The organism is Mycobacterium sp. NGS16 (assembly GCF_059813225.1).
This window is the reverse complement of the sequence record NZ_JCALEE010000005.1, coordinates 64943-81303: the sequence shown is the minus strand read 5'-3', so window position 1 is coordinate 81303 and position 16361 is coordinate 64943. Positions and strand designations below refer to the sequence as shown.

The 16361-nt window shown below is 69.2% G+C and carries 16 protein-coding genes; 5 read left to right on the top strand and 11 right to left on the bottom strand.

Annotated elements, in window-relative coordinates:
* Positions 1-11: 11 nt before the first annotated feature.
* On the top strand, positions 12-656 hold the full coding sequence (locus AC5Y4Q_RS13955) for a PaaI family thioesterase (protein WP_082952515.1): 645 nt from the start codon (positions 12-14) through the stop codon (positions 654-656).
* Between the two features lie 21 nt (positions 657-677).
* On the opposite strand, the gene AC5Y4Q_RS13950 is transcribed toward AC5Y4Q_RS13955, so the two are convergent.
* From AC5Y4Q_RS13950 to glnA, 3 genes are all read right to left on the bottom strand, one after another.
* Positions 678-2063: an HNH endonuclease signature motif containing protein gene (locus AC5Y4Q_RS13950; protein ID WP_499959360.1), complete on the bottom strand. Its 1386-nt coding sequence runs from the start codon at positions 2061-2063 to the stop codon at positions 678-680.
* Positions 2064-2157: 94 nt separating this feature from the next.
* Entirely contained in the window at positions 2158-2679 is a 522-nt protein-coding gene (locus tag AC5Y4Q_RS13945; protein WP_499959358.1) for an MTB12 C-terminal domain-containing protein, read from the bottom strand.
* A 74-nt stretch (positions 2680-2753) separates the two neighbouring features.
* Complete coding sequence (glnA, locus tag AC5Y4Q_RS13940; RefSeq protein ID WP_064920747.1) at positions 2754-4190, bottom strand: type I glutamate--ammonia ligase; 1437 nt, start codon at positions 4188-4190, stop codon at positions 2754-2756.
* A 122-nt stretch (positions 4191-4312) separates the two neighbouring features.
* On the opposite strand from glnA, the gene AC5Y4Q_RS13935 reads away from it, so the two are divergent.
* A complete protein-coding gene (locus tag AC5Y4Q_RS13935) occupies positions 4313-4783 on the top strand; it encodes an RDD family protein (protein WP_064920746.1) in 471 nt (156 codons plus the stop codon).
* 52 nt (positions 4784-4835) lie between these two features.
* Here AC5Y4Q_RS13935 and AC5Y4Q_RS13930 read toward each other — a convergent pair whose 3' ends face one another.
* The 5 genes from AC5Y4Q_RS13930 to sucB all read right to left on the bottom strand — a co-directional run bounded on the left by AC5Y4Q_RS13930 (position 4836) and on the right by sucB (position 10043).
* Positions 4836-5588, bottom strand: a complete 753-nt coding sequence (locus tag AC5Y4Q_RS13930) for a DUF4191 domain-containing protein (RefSeq protein ID WP_499959355.1) — start codon at positions 5586-5588, stop codon at positions 4836-4838.
* A gap of 31 nt (positions 5589-5619) precedes the next feature.
* A complete protein-coding gene (locus AC5Y4Q_RS13925; RefSeq protein ID WP_064920744.1) occupies positions 5620-6570 on the bottom strand; it encodes a lipoyl synthase in 951 nt (316 codons plus the stop codon).
* A complete protein-coding gene (lipB, locus tag AC5Y4Q_RS13920) occupies positions 6567-7262 on the bottom strand; it encodes a lipoyl(octanoyl) transferase LipB (protein ID WP_499959353.1) in 696 nt (231 codons plus the stop codon). Before lipB ends, AC5Y4Q_RS13925 begins: the two co-directional genes overlap by 4 nt.
* A gap of 66 nt (positions 7263-7328) precedes the next feature.
* The gene (locus tag AC5Y4Q_RS13915; protein ID WP_064920742.1) at positions 7329-8240 is read right to left on the bottom strand and encodes a TIGR01777 family oxidoreductase; all 912 of its coding nucleotides are present in this window, start codon (positions 8238-8240) and stop codon (positions 7329-7331) included.
* Positions 8241-8282: 42 nt separating this feature from the next.
* Positions 8283-10043 carry a 2-oxoglutarate dehydrogenase, E2 component, dihydrolipoamide succinyltransferase gene (gene sucB / locus AC5Y4Q_RS13910; RefSeq protein ID WP_064920741.1) on the bottom strand — a complete coding sequence of 587 codons (1761 nt, stop codon included), beginning with the start codon at positions 10041-10043 and terminating at the stop codon, positions 8283-8285.
* Between sucB and AC5Y4Q_RS13905 the strand changes: the two genes are divergently transcribed.
* Positions 10000-11172, top strand: a complete 1173-nt coding sequence (locus tag AC5Y4Q_RS13905; RefSeq protein WP_234786435.1) for a hypothetical protein — start codon at positions 10000-10002, stop codon at positions 11170-11172. The genes sucB and AC5Y4Q_RS13905 overlap by 44 nt on opposite strands.
* A gap of 13 nt (positions 11173-11185) precedes the next feature.
* Here AC5Y4Q_RS13905 and AC5Y4Q_RS13900 read toward each other — a convergent pair whose 3' ends face one another.
* Complete coding sequence (locus AC5Y4Q_RS13900) at positions 11186-12724, bottom strand: leucyl aminopeptidase (RefSeq protein WP_499959350.1); 1539 nt, start codon at positions 12722-12724, stop codon at positions 11186-11188.
* Between the two features lie 11 nt (positions 12725-12735).
* Positions 12736-13824, bottom strand: a complete 1089-nt coding sequence (locus tag AC5Y4Q_RS13895; protein ID WP_064920739.1) for an adenylate/guanylate cyclase domain-containing protein — start codon at positions 13822-13824, stop codon at positions 12736-12738.
* A 32-nt stretch (positions 13825-13856) separates the two neighbouring features.
* On the opposite strand from AC5Y4Q_RS13895, the gene gcvT reads away from it, so the two are divergent.
* Together gcvT and AC5Y4Q_RS13885 are read left to right on the top strand one after the other, a co-directional pair.
* Complete coding sequence (gcvT, locus tag AC5Y4Q_RS13890; protein WP_499959348.1) at positions 13857-14951, top strand: glycine cleavage system aminomethyltransferase GcvT; 1095 nt, start codon at positions 13857-13859, stop codon at positions 14949-14951.
* 23 nt (positions 14952-14974) lie between these two features.
* A complete protein-coding gene (locus AC5Y4Q_RS13885; RefSeq protein WP_064920737.1) occupies positions 14975-16081 on the top strand; it encodes a branched-chain amino acid aminotransferase in 1107 nt (368 codons plus the stop codon).
* A 15-nt stretch (positions 16082-16096) separates the two neighbouring features.
* On the opposite strand, the gene AC5Y4Q_RS13880 is transcribed toward AC5Y4Q_RS13885, so the two are convergent.
* On the bottom strand, positions 16097-16261 hold the full coding sequence (locus AC5Y4Q_RS13880; RefSeq protein WP_165604320.1) for a hypothetical protein: 165 nt from the start codon (positions 16259-16261) through the stop codon (positions 16097-16099).
* Positions 16262-16361 lie beyond the last annotated feature (100 nt).

Here is a 16361-nt window from a genome sequence, read left to right as displayed (position 1 = left end):
GAACATCTGTGGTGGATTTCGGAGCGGGCTCGGACGTGCCCACGATCAGCGCCGACGAGAGCGCGCTGCTCTCGCAACGGTATGGGCCGCTGGCGCAGGCGGTACGTGAGCTGATCGACGCCACCATCCGCACCGAAGCCGACGACACCACGATCCGAGAGGTGACCACTGCGGTCCGCCAGATGACCGGGCGGCTGCGTGCCGGGATCCTCAGTGATTCACCGGGCATGCGTTACGTCGTCAACGGGCGGCCGCTGGCGTGGGGCAACGCGGTGATCGGGTTGCGCAATCCGATCGCCCCGCCGCTGGTGATCCACCACGGCGAGAACGGCCACTGCTGGAGCGACTTTCACCTCGGCGCGGCCTATGAGGGCCCGCCCTCGCTGGTCCACGGCGGCGTCAGTGCCCTGGTACTCGACCATCTGCTCGGTGAGGCGGCCAGCGACGGACTGACCAAGCCGCTGTTCACCGGCACCATCACGGTGAAGTACTTGCGCGGCACCCCGCTGGGCCCGCTGCGAGCAGAAGCCTCGGTATACCGCCGGGAACGCATCAAAACGTATGCGCGCGGCCATATTTCCGATGCAGCCGGAATCACGGTGGAAGCCGAAGGCGTGTTCATCATGCCGGCCTGGGCGCGTGACGGACTGGACTGAGTCGCACAGCTAACGCAGCGCTCATGCGGCGTCGTTCTTGGGTGGGTCGGGGTTGCTGTGGAGGAGTTCTTCGGGGTGGTGGGCGTGGTTGGTTTGTGGTGGGCTGGTGCCGTCGGTCCAGCCGAGGCGGCCGGTTTGGGTGATGGTGGTGTGTTGGCGGCCCTCGGTGGCGTCGGTGTGGTGGGGTCCGCAGGCGAAGAACAGTTCGTCGGCGTTGGTGCGTCCGCCGTGGGCCCAGGGCCGGGCGTGGTGGACTTCGCAGTGATAGCCCGGTTCTAGGCAGTTGGGGTGGGTGCAGCCGCGGTCGCGGGCGTAGCAGATGAGGCGTTGGTCGGTGGTGGCGACGCGTTTTTGCCGGCCGAGGTAGAGCGGGCGTTGGGTGTGGTCGTCGAAGACCGCGAGGTAGTGGATCGCCTGGCCGGCCATGTGGATCAGGTCGCGCATAGGCAGTCGGGAGCCGCCGCCGGTGTAAGCGGGCGAGGGCATGGGGATGCAGGGATCGGTGACTGCGTGGGCGGCTTGGTTGAGTTCGGCCAGGGTGGTGGTGACCACGACGGTGACCGGGTGGCCCCGGTGGGTGCCCAGTTTGTTGGCGGAGAGGGCGGTGGCCATGGCGAGTGTGAAGGCGTCGTGGCGGCGTTGGGCATCGGTGCGGTCATCGCGGCCGGTGGTGTTTGATCCCTCGGGTCGGTGGCGTCCGGGTCGGACTGCGGCGGTGATCGCCTCGAAGTAGGCGCGGGCCTGTGGATCCAATAGCCCGGACAGGGTGGACATGCCGTCGGGGCCTTGGCGGCCCAGCATCAGGCCACGGCGCCGTGCCCGGTCTTCGTCGCTGAACAGCCCGTCGGGGTTGAGGTGGTCGGCGATGCGTTGGCCGAGTTTGCTGACGACGCCCGCATCCGCCTGGGTGGCGTGCTCGACCAGGGCGGCTTCGGCCTTGGCGATCTCATCGGGGGCTATCGAGGACGGCAGCACGTCGACGGCTTGGCAGATGGCCCGGATGTGGTCTTCCCCGACCAGCCCGGCTTCGATCGCCGCGGCCAGCTGCGGCAGCTCGGCGGGGATCTCGGCGCCGGTCAGCGACCGGCGTGGCCGGATGCGGGTGGCCAGCCGGCAGCGGCGGGTGATCTCGCGCGGGGTGATGCGCAACCGCTTCCACAGTGCCGCCCGCACCTGCGCGATCGAGCCCTGGCCATCGGGTGGGTCGGCCAGCTCACCGAAGATCCGGTACATCAGGCCGCGGTTGGTGCGGTCCTGGGTCTCCAACCGGTCGGCGATCTCGATCCGAAAGTCGTTACCGACCAGGTCCGAGGGTGTCTCGCGCAACAGCTGATGGGCGGTGTCGATGGCATCCAGCGCCGCACAGATCTGCTCCTGCGCCGCTGCCGCACTCAGTACTGATGCCATACACCGACGCTAAAAACCCGCCCCGACAACCACAGCGAACCGGAGCACACCCGAGGGCCGAGCTGTGGATGAACCCCCAACTGGGGAGAACGGGTCACCAGCCGAAGACGGCTACGTTCCCGCCGGCACCGGGATGCGGTCCGACCCGGTGGATGACGTGCCGGACCATGTTGGCGAATGTCGGCTCATAGCTGTCGTGGGTGAGCTGCCAGGTGCCGTCGTGGTCGACCAGGACCAGCGGCCGGATCACCGGGAACGGCTCCCGCGGTCCGGTGAGGGCCGCGGTGACACCGGCCAGGTCGTTGATCGCCGGCCGGATGTCGGTGACGGTGAAGGTGAACGGCAGGGCGTGGTGCCGGACCAGTTTGGCGAGCCCCTGATCGTTCTGGCCCAGCTCATCCGGCGAAAGCCCGCCATCGACCAGTTTGGCCTTATCGGTGTCGGCGACGTTCGGGTCGGTGAGCTGGTTCAGGATGGCCGCCACCTGCTCGGCGGTGGGGACCGGCGCCCCCGGGGGCGGTTCCGGATCGGCGTGTGCTCCCGGAGCGCAGGCCAGCGCCACGATTAGTAGTGCGGTGCCGATGGCGCGCCGCCACCGGACTGTCGACGCATGCACGATTTGATCGTACTACGACATAATCCTGTGTTCGCCGGGTTGCGGCGTGGCGCGGGCGTGACGCTCGGGTTCACTCAGCAGTCGTAGTACAGCGCGAACTCATACGGGTGCGGGCGCAGGTTGATCGGGGTGATCTCGTGGTCGCGCTTGTAGCGGATCCAGTTCTCGATCAGATCCGGGGTGAAAACCCCGCCCTCGGTGAGGTATTCGTGGTCGGCTTCCAGATTGTCCATCACCTCGGCCAGCGTGGTCGGGGCCTGCGGGATGTCGGCGGCCTCGTCCGGCGGCAGTTCGTAGAGGTCTTTGTCGACCGGGGGAGCCGGCTCGATCTTGTTCTTGATGCCGTCGATGCAGGCCATCAGCATCGCCGCGAAGGCCAAATACGGGTTGCCCGAGGAGTCCGGGCAGCGGAACTCCAGCCGCTTGGCCTTGGGGTTGGTGCCGGTGATCGGGATGCGCACGCATGCCGAGCGGTTGCGCTGGCTGTAGACCAGGTTGATCGGCGCCTCGTAGTGCGGCACCAACCGTTTATAGGAGTTGATGGTGGGGTTGGTGAACGCCAGCAGCGACGGGGCGTGATGCAGGATGCCGCCGATGCAGTACCGGGCGACGTCCGACAATCCGGCGTAGCCGGCCTCGTCGTAGAACAGCGGATCACCGTTCTTCCACAGCGACAGGTGCACGTGCATGCCCGAGCCGTTGTCACCGAAGAGCGGTTTGGGCATGAAGGTGACGGTCTTGCCGTGCGCCCAGGCGGTGTTCTTGATGATGTATTTGAACAGCATCAGGTCATCGGCGGCGTGCAACAGCGTGTTGAACCGGTAGTTGATCTCGGCCTGCCCGCCGGAGCCGCACTCGTGGTGACCACGCTCCAGGGTCAAGCCGGCGTTGGCGAGGTTGGTGGTCATGGCGTCGCGCAGGTCGACGTAGTGGTCGTTGGGCGCCACCGGGAAGTAGCCGCCTTTCGGGCGGGTCTTGTAGCCGCGGTTGACGCCGCCGCCGATCTCGGTCGGTGAGCCGGTGTTCCACCAGCCCGAATCGGAGTCGACCTCATAGAAGGTGCTGTTCATCTGTGAGTCGAAGGCCACCGAGTCGAAGATGTAGAACTCGGCTTCGGCGCCGAAGTAGGCGGTGTCGGCGATCCCAGTGCTGGCCAGGTAGTTCTCCGCTTTGCGGGCGACGTTGCGTGGGTCGCGCGAGTAGGGCTCGCGGGTGAACGGGTCGTGCACGAAGAAGTTCAGGTTCAGCGTCTTGGCCGCCCGGAACGGGTCGATCTGCGCGGTGGAGAAGTCCGGCAGCAGCATCATGTCGGACTCGTGGATGGACTGGAAGCCGCGGATCGAGGAACCGTCGAAGGCCAACCCGTCCTCGAACACGCTCGAGTCGAGGGTGGACGCGGGAATCGTCAGATGCTGCATCATGCCCGGCAAGTCGCAGAACTGGATGTCGATGTACTCCACGTTCTCATCGGCGACGAGTTTGAGAATGTCGTCGGCCGTCTTGTCGGTCACAGAAGTGTTCTCCTCCGCTGGTAGCCCCGGTCGGGCGCTGGGGTTGCCGCTGCTGACGTTACGCAACGGCGGCAGGACCCGGCGAAGCCGGGTCGGGTTCCGACCCGCTTATCGTAGGGGCCATGAGCCGCACCTTCTCATCGTGGCTGTCCGGGCCGGAGTCGGCCGGACCGCAGCCTCCCGACGGCGCCCCGGGGCAGGCCCTGGGTTTGCCGCCCACCGGTCCTGGCTCGCTGGCGGCGACGGGGCGTCGGGTGCTGGCGCTGGCCGTCGACTGGCTGGTGGCCTACGGGATTGCCGGGCTGGGCCTGGCGATGGGCGTGGTGACCCGGGAGCTGCTGCCGACCGCGGTGTTGGTCATCTGGCTGGTGCTCGGGATCGCTGCGCTGCGGCTGTTCGGCTTCACGCCGGGCCAGTACGTCTGCGGGCTGCGGGTGATACCGGTGGACGGTGGCGGGCCGGGAGTCGGAATCGTGCGGGCGGTGGTACGCGGGCTGCTGATCGCGCTGGTGGTCCCGGCGCTATTCATCGACGCCGACGGCCGCGGCCTGCAGGACCGGGCGACCGCCACCGCGGTGGTGCGCAGCCGCTAAGCGTTGCGGCGGTGGCAAGCTTCGCCCGGCTCCGCGCCGCTTGCGACCACCGTCAGCGCCGGCGCACGGCGCGCTGGACGCCGCGCAGCTTCGCCCCACCGGGCAGCGGGCCCTTCGGCATGGCCGCGGTGCCGGTGCGCGAGCCCAGCGCGGTCAGCCGCGACTCCAGCGAATCCATCTGCTTGGTCGAGATATTGGCCGGGAGCTTGGTCAGGAAACGCTCCAGCTTGGCCAGCGGAACCTCGCCGTCGCCCGGGCCCACCACCACGTCGTAGATGGGGACGTCACCGACCAGCCGCGCGGTGCGCTTCTTCTCTTGGGCCAGCAGCGGTTTGAGCCGGGAGGCCGAGCCTTCCGCGACGAAGATGATGCCCGGCCGTCCGATCACGCGGTGCACGGCGTCGAGTTGGCCGGTGGCGGCCACCCCGGGGGTGACCCGCCACTTGCCGCGCAGATTGTCCAGCGCCCACGCCGCCGCACCAGCCTGCCCCTCGGCCTTGCGGTACACCGACCGCTGGGCGCGGCGACCGAAGATCACGAATGCCACCAGCGCACCCAGCAGCAGGCCGAGCGGAATCGTCGTCACCTTGGCGAACGTGCCGCCGTTGAGGGCCAGCGCGGTGGTCACGCCGGCGACCAGCACGAAGGCGCCGACCATGTACGGCAGCAGCCGCTTGTCCTCTTTGCGCTGAAGCTGGAAGGCCTGCCACAGCTGGGTGCGGCGCTCCTTGCTGGCGGCCTTGCGGGTGGCTTTGGCCGCCGCCCGGGCAGCCTTGTTCTCGGCGGTGGTGCGCGGTCTGGGCATAGCTACCAAGGATACGCAGCGGCGCTCACCGTCAGCCGTGGGCCGCGGTCCCGTTGAGCTCGGCGCGACGAGCCATGGCCTGCTGGTAGAGCCGGCCGGCCCGATACGACGAGCGCACCAGCGGCCCCGACATCACGCCGGCGAACCCGAGCTGTTCGGCGTAGCGGGCGTGCTCGACGAACTCCTCCGGCTTTACCCACCGGTCGATCGGGTGGTGGCGTTCGGTGGGGCGCAGGTACTGGGTGATGGTGACCAGCTCGGCGCCGGCGTCGTAGATCGCGGCCAGCGCCGCGCGGATCTCGTCGGGGGTCTCACCCATCCCCAGGATGAGGTTGCTCTTGGCGACCAGCCCGGCATCGCGGGCCTGGGTCAACACGCTCAAGCTGCGCTCGTAGCTGAACCCCGGCCGGATCAAGCGGAAGATGCGTGGCACCGTTTCGACGTTGTGGGCCAGCACTTCCGGGCGCGATTCGAACACTTCGCCCAGCAACTCGGGCCGACCGCCGAAGTCGGGGATCAGCAGTTCGACACCCGTTGACGGGTTGAGCGCCTTGATGGCGCGCACCGTCTCGGCGTAGAGCCAAGAGCCCTGATCGGGCAGATCGTCGCGGGCGACGCCGGTGACCGTGGAATAGCGCAGGCCCATCGATTGCACGCTCTCGGCGACCCGGCGCGGCTCGTCGCGGTCCAGCTCGGGAGGCTTACCCGATTTGATCAGGCAGAACGAACAGTTGCGGGTGCAGACCTCGCCGCCGATCAGGAAGGTGGCCTCCCGGTCCTCCCAACACTCGTAGATGTTGGGGCAGCCCGCCTCCTCGCACACCGTGTGCAGCTTCTCCTGCTTCACCAAGACCTTCAGCTCGGTGAAATTGGGCCCCATCCGGGCGCGGGTTTTGATCCACGAGGGTTTGCGCTCGATCGGTGTCTCGGCGTTGCGTGCCTCAGCACGACGTAACCTACGACCTTCTCCGACGGCGCTCACCGGGTCGATGTTACGCGCGACGCGACGTGTTCGCGCACCGGCAGCACGCCGTCGAGCGCGTCGACGACGGCACTGCCGACCGCGCGCCGGACATCCTCGACGCTGGTCACAAAGCCCAACTCCGCCGACAGCGACGTCACGCCCGCGTCGGTGATCCCGCACGGCACGATCGCGGCGAACGCGCTGAGGTCACAATCACAATTGAGCGCGAACCCGTGCAGGGTCGTTCCGCGGGCCACCCGCACGCCGACGGCGGCAATCTTGCGGGCAGGACGGGCGCCGTCGGCCGGTAGCCACACCCCGGACCGTCCTTCGACACGAATCGTGCTGAGACCCAAGGTGTTACACACCTCGATAAGTGATTCTTCAAGCCGGCGAACGTAGTTCACCACGTCCATCGGTTCGGTCAGTCCGATGATCGGGTAGCCGACCAGCTGGCCGGGGCCGTGCCAGGTGATCTTGCCGCCCCGGTCGACGTCGACCACCGGGGTGCCGTCCAGCGGGCGTTCATGCGGCTCGGTGCGCCGCCCGGCGGTGTAGACCGGCGGATGCTCCAACAGCAGCAGCGTGTCCCGGCCGCCGGCCACTCTGGCGTCAGCCAGGTCACGCTGCAGCTGCCAGGCCGTGCCGTAGTCGACGGTGCCGAGCTGGCGCACGTCGAGCGGCGCGGTGCTGGAGCGGATGGACCTCATGCTCGCAGGCTACCCGGCTCGCTACCGGCCGCCGGACCGGGTGCACGGGGTACGGCGGCGGGGGAGCTAAACCAGGGTGGGGCCGGCGGTGGCGTAGCCGAGCGCCTCGCCGATGGTGTTGTGCCGGAACTGGAAGCCGGCCTGCTCCAAGGCGGCCGGAATGGCGCGTTGACCGGCGAGCAGGCCTTCATCGGCGAGTTCACCGAAGGCGATCCGGGCGGCGAATCCGGGCAGCAGCAGCGGTGTCGGCCGGTTCAGCACCCGGCCGAGCGCGGCGGTGAACTCGGCGTTGGTGACCGGGGCCGGTCCGGTCAGGTTGACCGGGCCGGCGATCGCCGACTCGGCCATCGCGAATCGCAGGGCCCGGACCTCATCGTCGAGGCTGATCCAGGACATGTACTGGCGGCCGTTGCCCAGCCGGCTGCCCAGCCCCAGCGAGAACAACGGACGCAGCCGGCCCAGCAGCCCGCCCGAGGGGGCCAGCACCAAGCCGGTGCGGGCCAACACCACCCGGGCGCCGGCGTCTCGGGCGGGGGCGGTGGCGGCCTCCCAGTCCTGGGCGAGCCGGGCCAGAAAGCCAGCGCCGGCCGGCGCGGATTCGTCGACCGTGCGGGCGCCGGTATCGCCATAGAAGCCGACGGCGCTGGCGTTGATCAGCACCGGCACCCCGGCCTCGGCCACCGCCGTCGACAGCACCTCGGTCGGGGTGATCCGGCTGTCGCGCAGCAGTTGCTTGAAGGCACCGGACCAGCGGCGATCACTGATGCCGATGCCGCACAGATTGACCACCGCGTCGACTCCGGCCAGGGCGGCCGCGTCGATGTCACCGGCCTCGGGATCCCAGCGCAGCTCGGAGGTGTTGGCCGGTGCCCGGCGCACGATCCGCAGCACTCGATGGTCGGCGGCACGCAGGGCCGACACCAGAGCCGAGCCGATCAGCCCGGACGACCCGGCGACCGCGACGATGGGATTGCCCACAGCTGAAACCTCTTGCAGCCCTTCCCAAAGCCCCTAACGTCGCTACAGGCCCAGCTCCGCCTCGAACGCGCCTTCTTCGAGTCGGTTCTTGATCGTGGTCACGAACCTTCCGGCGTCGGCACCATCGATGAGACGGTGGTCGTAGGTCAGCGGCAGATAGCAGACCGACCGTACCCCGACCGACTCGTTGCCGGCCTCGTCGACGACGACCCGCGGCCGCTTGACGATGGCGCCGGTGCCCAGCATGGCGGCCTGCGGCGGCACCAAAATCGGGGTGTCGAACAGCGCGCCCTGGCTGCCGATGTTGGTGATCGTGAAGGTGCCCCCGGACAGCTCGTCCGGTTTGAGGCCCCCCGACCGCGCCCGGGCGGCGATGTCGGCGATCGCCCGGGCCAAGCCCGCCAGCGACAGGTCGCCGGCGTTGTGGATCACCGGGGACAGCAACCCCTGCTCGGTGTCGACCGCGAAACCCAGGTGCTCGGCGTCGTAGTAGGTGATCTCACCGGCGTCCTCGTTGTAGCTGGCGTTGACGTTCGGGTGCGCCTTGAGCGCGTCGATCACCGCGCGGGCGATGAACGGCAGGTAGGTCAGGTTGACGCCTTCGCGTTCGGCGAAGTCGGCCTTGGCCCTGGCCCGCAGCGCCACGATCTTGGTCATGTCGACCTCGTGAGTCTGGGTGAGCTGGGCGGTGGCTTGCAAGGATTCGCGGGTCTTCTTGGCAGTGATCTGCCGGATCCGACTGGCCTTGGCGGTGGTGCCGCGCAGGTGCGCCAACGCCGAGGCCGGCGCCGGGGCCGGCGCGGCCGCGGGTGCCGGCGCAGACGTGCGCTCGGCGGCCGGTGCCTTCTGCTGGTCGGCCTGCTTCTCCGCGAAGGCCAGCACGTCCTGCTTGCGGATCCGCCCGCCGACCCCGGTGCCGCTGACCTGACTCAGATCGACGTTGTGGTCGGCGGCGAGCTTGCGCACCAGCGGGGTGACATAGGGCGTGACCTCCGAGCTGGGGGAGGGCTGCGCCGGTGCTTCGCGGGACGGCTGCGCTGCGGCGGGCGCGGGCTGGGGCTCGGGACGGGCCTGCGGCGCGGGTGCGGGCTCCGGTGCAGGCTTGGGCGCGGGTGCCGGCTCGGGTGCGGGTGCGGGAGCGGGTGCCGGTGCCGGTGCAGCCTTCGGGGCGGCCTCGGACGCCGAACCGATCTTCGCCAGCTCACCACCGACCTCGACCGTGGCGTCCTCCTCGGCGGTGATCGACAGCAGGGTGCCGGCCACCGGAGACGGGATCTCGGTGTCGACCTTGTCGGTGGAGACCTCCACCAGCGGTTCGTCGACCTCGACCGAGTCGCCCACCTGCTTGAGCCAGCGCGTCACGGTGCCCTCGGTGACCGACTCGCCCAGCTCCGGCATCAGCACCGGGGTGCCGCCACCGGCCGGTGCTGCCCCCGGCTCCGGCTCGGACGCGGGCTCAGGGGCCGCCGCCGGCTCGGGGGCCGCCGCGGGCTCGGGCGCCGCGGGCGCGGGCTCTGCGGCAGCCGGCGGCTGGGCTTGCCCCCCGGCGCTCCCGGTGCCTTCGCTGGCGTCGCCGATCAACGCCAACTCGCCGCCGACCTCGACGGTGGCGTCCTCTTCGGCGATGATCTTCGTCAGCACGCCGGAGACCGGCGCCGGGATCTCGGTGTCGACCTTGTCGGTGGAGACCTCCAGCAGTGGCTCGTCGGCCTCGACGGTGTCGCCCTCCTTCTTGAGCCAGCGGGTCACGGTTCCCTCGGTGACGCTCTCACCGAGTGCTGGCATCTGGACTGAGAACGCCATCGCTGTTGACTCCTCGATCGGTCGGTCGCTGCACGTCGTCCCTGAATACCACGTCTGTGGTGAGGCCGGGGCGGTGCCCAGGTGGACTGTCGAAAACCATCCTGTCATTGCGGTGTCGCCGGCACACATCGAGGTGGGGTCGGGCGGCTGGTGGCGCGGCGTGGTAGCGCGCGCAATGCCGTGCGCCAAAGCAGCGCTGCCGACGCGGCCGCGTCACTACTATCTCGCTGTGCCCGCTGAGCAGATCGCCCAGGCTTGTGAGCTCTGGACCGGCTTCGACATATCGATCGTGTCGCGCAACTACGCGCAACTCGCCGGTTTGCTGGCCGGTTTCGCGTTCGTCGTCATCAACTTGGTGCTCGATCGTGCGTATCGGCGTCGTAGTGATGGGCATTCTCCCGACCCGCGCGAGGTCGAGCACGAGACCCTCACCGGGGTTGCGCTGATGAACGCATTTCTCGGGCTGTTTCTGGCCGCGGTGCAATACAGCCTGCTCTCCGGTGAACAGGGCTGTGCGGTGGCCAGCGGGCGTGCCACGTCGGCAGAACTGTTGGGCGGCATATCGTTTGTGGCCGCGCTCTACATCCTGCTGTATGCGATCGTGCAGTTCGTGTCGGGATCTACCGGCACCCTGATCAGACACTGCGTGTTCATCGTGGCGGTTCTGGTCCCGCCGATTGCGGTGTTCTTCGTGCAAGCGACGCTGACCGACCTGGCGCTCTCGCTCGGTGACCTGCAGGCGCATCGGCCGTTGCAGCCGCTGTGGGACGACGCCAACCGACTTTCGCTGCCGATCACGGCCGCCGTCGCGGTCGCCTGCGCGCTCGGCTGGTTCCTCGGACGGGGACGACGGCGTAGTGACTCGCCGATCGGGCCGATGGCCGGACGCATTCGGACGGCATTTCCGTACTTCAGCACCGTCGTCATCATCGCGGCGATCATTCGTGCCATGGTGGCGCTGCCGAAAACCGATGTGGCGTCTCACCTCGACCCGACCGAAGCCTGGCTCTGGGTCGTCCTCTTCGCCGTGTTGATGCTGGCTCAAAGTGCGGCGCTGTCTTTCCAACAAGGCGTGGAAAGCCCGTACCGCCCCGCCCGCGACACCGAGTGCGCGCAGACCAACGCCTGACGGCCCAAGGGCGTTATCCGTTCGCGGCGATGTCCTCCAGCACCGCGAACATGGTCCGGGTCGGCACGCCGGTGCCGCCCTTGCCGGTGTAGCCCCAGGCGCCGGCGGTGTTGTAGGCCGGGCCGGCGACATCGATGTGGGCCCAGGCCACGCCGTCGGCCACGAACTCCCGCAGGAACACCCCGGCCACCAGCATTCCGGCGAAGCGCTGCCCGCTGACATTGGCCAGATCGGCCACCGTCGACTTCAGGTCTTCTTTGAGCTCGTCGGGCAGCGGCATCGGCCAGCCGTTCTCGCCGACGGCTTGCGAGATCGCCGCCACCCGGTCGCGGAACTCGTCCGAGCCCATCACCCCGGGGGTGCGCGCACCCAGCGCCACGGTCTGAGCACCGGTCAGCGTGGAGGTCTCGATCAGATAGTCCGGGTTGTCCTCACAGGCCCGCACGATCGCGTCGGCCAGGATCAGCCGGCCCTCGGCGTCGGTGTTGAGCACCTCGACGGTGGTGCCGCCGTACTGGGTCAGCACGTCGCCGGGGCGCTGCGCGGTGGCCGACGGCATGTTCTCGGCCATCGGCACGGTGGCGATCACCTCGATCGGCAGCCGGCGCCGCGCGGCCAGCACCATGGTCGCGATCACCGCCGCGGCCCCACCCATGTCGGAGGTCATGTGGTGCATCGAGGCGGCCGGTTTGATCGAGATGCCGCCGGTGTCGAAGGTGATGCCCTTGCCCACCAGCGCCACCTTCTTCGGCGACGCCGCCCCCGCGGGCCGGTGGGTCAGCCGCACCAGTCGAGGCGGGCGCGCCGACCCCTTGCCGACACCGATCACCCCGCCGTATCCGGCGTCGGCCAGTTCGTGCTCGTCGAGCACCTCGACCTCCAGGCCGGCGGATTCGCCCAGCGCCCGGGCCCGCTCGGCGAATTCCGCCGGGAACAGGTGACTCGGTGGGGTGTTGACGAAATCCCGCGCGGTGGCGACCGCGGCGGCGACATCGGCCCCGTGTGTCGCGCGGGCCTCGGCGTCGGCTGCGGCACAGACCACGGTGACGCTCTGCAGGCCCGGATCTTTCGGGGCGGTCTTGTCGGTGCGGAACGCGGTGAAGCGGTAGCCGCCCAGCAGCAGCCCCTCGACGGTGGCGGCCACCAGATCCTGCTCGGGCTCGCCGGGCAACCCGGCCAGGGTGCTGATCACCGCCGCCGTGCCGTTCAGCGAGCGCGCCGCGGTGCCCGCGGCGCGCCGGATCAGCTCGGCGGGCCAGGCGTCGCGGGCCTTGCCCAGCCCGACCGTCAGCACACTGGCCACCGGCAGCGACGTGACCACCAGTCGATTCACCTGCTCGCTGCCGCCCTTGGCACCCAACGCGCGCAGCCCGGCCTCGATCTCGGCGACCGCCTCGGCGGGCAGCGCAGGCTCGGTGGCCGCGACCACGGCGCCGGGTTCAGACTCGTCGCCGGCCGAGACGACCGGCACGATCAGCACGGCGTCCTCGGCGGCGGGCAGCGTGGCGGTGACGGTGACGGCGGGGACGGGGTATCCGGGTTGGGTGCTCACAAGCACTCACCCTAACGAGTGGCGGCCAGGTCCAGCTCGTATGCCGGGACCGGTTCGTCGAAACCCTTGAGCGTCAACGGTCCCCGGGCGATAACAGGCCAGTCGGTCAACTCCTTGACGACGCCGGCGCAGGCCAGCACCTGCCCGGGGGCGGCGGCATCCACCAACCGCGCAGCCAGGTTCACCGGGGTGCCGAAGTAGTCACCGTTGATGGCCAGCAGTTCGCCGTAACCCAGCCCGGCCCGCACCTGCAGACCCACTTTGCGGGCCTTGGGATGGGTGACCAGGTCGGCCGCGGCCTTCGCCAGCAGTTCCGCGCTCGCGCTCACCCACATCACCGCGTCGCCGATGAACTTCACCACCCGCCCGCCGTCGGCGTGCACCACGTCGGCGACGCTGCCGCCGAACTCGGTGAGCAGGTTGGCCAACTCCTCTGGGGTGAGCACCCGGGTCAGGGCGGTGAAACCGGTCAAATCGGCGAAGCCGACACCGCACACCATGCTCGCCGTCGGCCCCTCGGCCAGCCCCTCGAGGAACGTCCGAGCGCTGACCTGGTGCTGGCGGTGCACCGCGTCGATCATCGCGCCCAGGCGCGGGATGAACTCCGCGACCGAGCGCCAGGCCCGTGCGGTGGTGAGTTCGTCGAAGGTGTGGCCCAGCCACACGTCGGGCTCACTGATCCGGATCATCGACGACTCGGCCTCGGCCAGCCGGGCCATCGTCGCCCCGAGTACCCGCAGGAAGCCGTCGACCGGCTCGCCGAGGTAGGACCGCATCTCCAGCCAGGTGGCGAGCGCGTCGACGTCGGCTTGGCTCAGTGCGGGCGTGTCCGGACTGGCCACGCTGAGCCCGAGCATCGTCCAGGCGCGCTGGACCTCGCTGTGCGGCACGCCCAGTGCTTCGCCGGCGGACCGCAGCGTGTAGCTGGGCGGGCCCGAGCGCCCCACGACGTCACCGGCCAGCCCGAACAGCCGGCCCTGCCGCTCGGCCTCGACCATCTGCTCGGTGGTGAAGCCGAGGCCGTCAAGGTACTCCAGGAGGCCGGCGCGCTCCCGCGCGTCGACGATTCCCGCGGTTTCGAGCGCGTCCCAGTCAACCACCTACATCAGTGTGCCGATTAGGCTGGCTCGTCGTGAGCGAACTGCAACACGGGCCGCTGGAAGACCGCCACCGCGAGCTGGGCGCCAGCTTCGCCGAGTTCGGTGGCTGGCTCATGCCGGTTTCCTACGCCGGCACTGTCGCCGAGCACAATGCCACCCGGAGCACCGTGGGCCTGTTCGATGTCAGCCATCTCGGCAAGGCCACCGTGGCCGGCCCGGGGGCGGCGGCCTTCGTCAACTCGACGCTCACCAACGACCTGGGCAGGATAGGGCCGGGCAAGGCGCAATACACCTTGTGCTGCAACGAATCCGGTGGCGTCATCGACGATTTGATCGCCTACTACGTGGCCGACGACGAGATCTTCCTGGTCCCCAACGCGGCCAACACCGCCGCGGTGGTGGCCGCCTTGGGCGAGGCCGCGCCGGCAGGCATCAGCGTCACCGACGAGCACCGGTCACGCGCCGTGCTGGCGGTGCAGGGCCCGCGATCGACCGAGGTGCTGGCCGGTTTGGGTCTGCCGACCGAGATGGACTACATGGCGTTCGCCGACGCCAGCTACGCCGGTGTGCCGGTACGGGTGTGCCGCAGCGGCTACACCGGCGAACACGGCTACGAGCTGCTGCCGGAGTGGGATTCGGCGGCCGTGGTGTTCGACGCGCTGGTGGCGGCGGTGGCGCAGGCCGGCGGTGAGCTGGCCGGTCTGGGTGCCCGCGACACGCTGCGCACCGAGATGGGCTATCCGCTGCACGGTCATGAACTGTCGCTTGCTATCTCGCCGCTGCAGGCCCGCTGCGGTTGGGCGATCGGCTGGAAGAAGCCGGCGTTCTTCGGCCGCGAGGCGCTGCAGGCGGAGAAGGCGGCCGGCCCGGCCCGGCTGCTGCGCGGGCTGCGCGCGACCGGGCGGGGCGTGCTGCGGGCCGAGCTGGCGGTGCTCGACGGTGACCGGCAGGTCGGGATCACCACATCGGGCACGTTCTCACCGACACTCAAGGCCGGGATCGCGTTGGCGCTGATCGACGCGGACGCGGGTATCGACGACGGCGCGCAACTGACCGTAGACGTGCGAGGTCGCCCGGTGGAGTGCGAGGTGGTGCAGCCGCCGTTCGTGACGGCAAAAACCCGCTAGCGCACCGGTTATACAATCGCTGCATGAAAAGCGGCGTCCTCGAGTTCCACGTGTCGGTCACGGCGAACCCGACCCCCGACGAGGTGCGCGAATCCATTTTGGCCCAACCGGGTTTCGGCAAGTACCACACCGATCACATGGTCTCGATCGACTACACCGTCGACGCCGGTTGGCACAATGCGCGGGTCATACCGTACGGGCCGATCGAACTGGACCCGTCGGCGATCGTGCTGCACTACGCCCAGGAGGTCTTCGAGGGCCTGAAGGCCTACCGGTGGACGGACGGCTCGATCGTGTCGTTCCGGCCGGAGGCCAACGCCGCCCGGATGCGTGCGTCGGCTCGGCGGCTGGCGATCCCGGAGCTTCCCGACGCACTGTTCATCGAATCGCTGCGGCAGCTGATCGCGGTGGACTCCGCCTGGGTACCTGCGTCCGGCGGGGAGGAGTCGCTGTACCTGCGCCCCTTCATCTTCGCCACCGAGCCGGGGCTGGGAGTGCGGCCGGCCAACGAGTATCGCTGCCTGGTGATGGCCTCGCCGGCCGGCGCGTACTTCAAGGGTGGCATCAAACCGGTGAGTGTGTGGCTGTCGACGGAGTACGTCCGGGCCTGCCCGGGCGGCACCGGAGCAGCCAAATTCGGCGGTAACTACGCCGCGTCGCTGGTCGCTCAGGCGCAGGCCGCCGACAACGGCTGCGATCAAGTGGTGTGGCTGGATGCGGCCGAGCGGCGCTACGTCGAAGAGATGGGCGGGATGAACCTGTTCTTCGTGTTCGGCAGCGGTGGTTCGGCGCGGCTGGTCACGCCGGAGCTGTCCGGCTCGCTGCTGCCCGGTATCACCCGGGATTCGTTGCTGCAGTTGGCCACTGACGCCGGGTTTGCGGTCGAGGAACGCAAGATCGACGTGGGGGAATGGCAGAAGAAGGCCGCCGCCGGCGAGATCACGGAGGTCTTCGCCTGCGGCACCGCGGCCGTCATCACCCCGGTGTCGCAGGTCAAGTCCGCCGACGGGGAGTTCACCATCGCCGACGGCCAGCCCGGTGAGGTCACCATGGCGCTGCGCGACACGCTGACCGGCATCCAGCGCGGCACCTTCGCCGACACCCACGGCTGGATGGCCCGGCTGGACTGACCCGCCGGGTTCGGTTCAGCCTGCCGGCCCCGGCGGCAGATCCGGTTCGTCGGGGCCGGCGTGCCAGTCCTCGGCCGCGGCGTCGTCGGGATCGGGATAGTCCGGTGGGTCGCTGGCGTCGTCGGCCATGGCCCTGCGCGATTCCCGACTTCTCTTGCTGTAGCGGTGATGGCGAGCCATCGACGTCCCCTCCGTGGACCAGAAGTTAATGCTGGTTCGCTTTTTACAAAGCTACTCTGTAGTTATCACATCACAGGGGAGGAATGTCTATATGTCCGGA

Coding starts and splice junctions, on each gene's coding strand:
- lipB (WP_499959353.1), bottom strand. CDS start 7,262: ATGAGGTCCATCCGCTCCAGCACCGCGCCGCTCGACGTGCGCCAGCTC.
- AC5Y4Q_RS13935 (WP_064920746.1), top strand. CDS start 4,313: ATGAGCCGCACCTTCTCATCGTGGCTGTCCGGGCCGGAGTCGGCCGGA.
- sucB (WP_064920741.1), bottom strand. CDS start 10,043: ATGGCGTTCTCAGTCCAGATGCCAGCACTCGGTGAGAGCGTCACCGAG.
- AC5Y4Q_RS13880 (WP_165604320.1), bottom strand. CDS start 16,261: ATGGCTCGCCATCACCGCTACAGCAAGAGAAGTCGGGAATCGCGCAGG.
- AC5Y4Q_RS13930 (WP_499959355.1), bottom strand. CDS start 5,588: ATGCCCAGACCGCGCACCACCGCCGAGAACAAGGCTGCCCGGGCGGCG.
- AC5Y4Q_RS13885 (WP_064920737.1), top strand. CDS start 14,975: ATGAAAAGCGGCGTCCTCGAGTTCCACGTGTCGGTCACGGCGAACCCG.
- AC5Y4Q_RS13950 (WP_499959360.1), bottom strand. CDS start 2,063: ATGGCATCAGTACTGAGTGCGGCAGCGGCGCAGGAGCAGATCTGTGCG.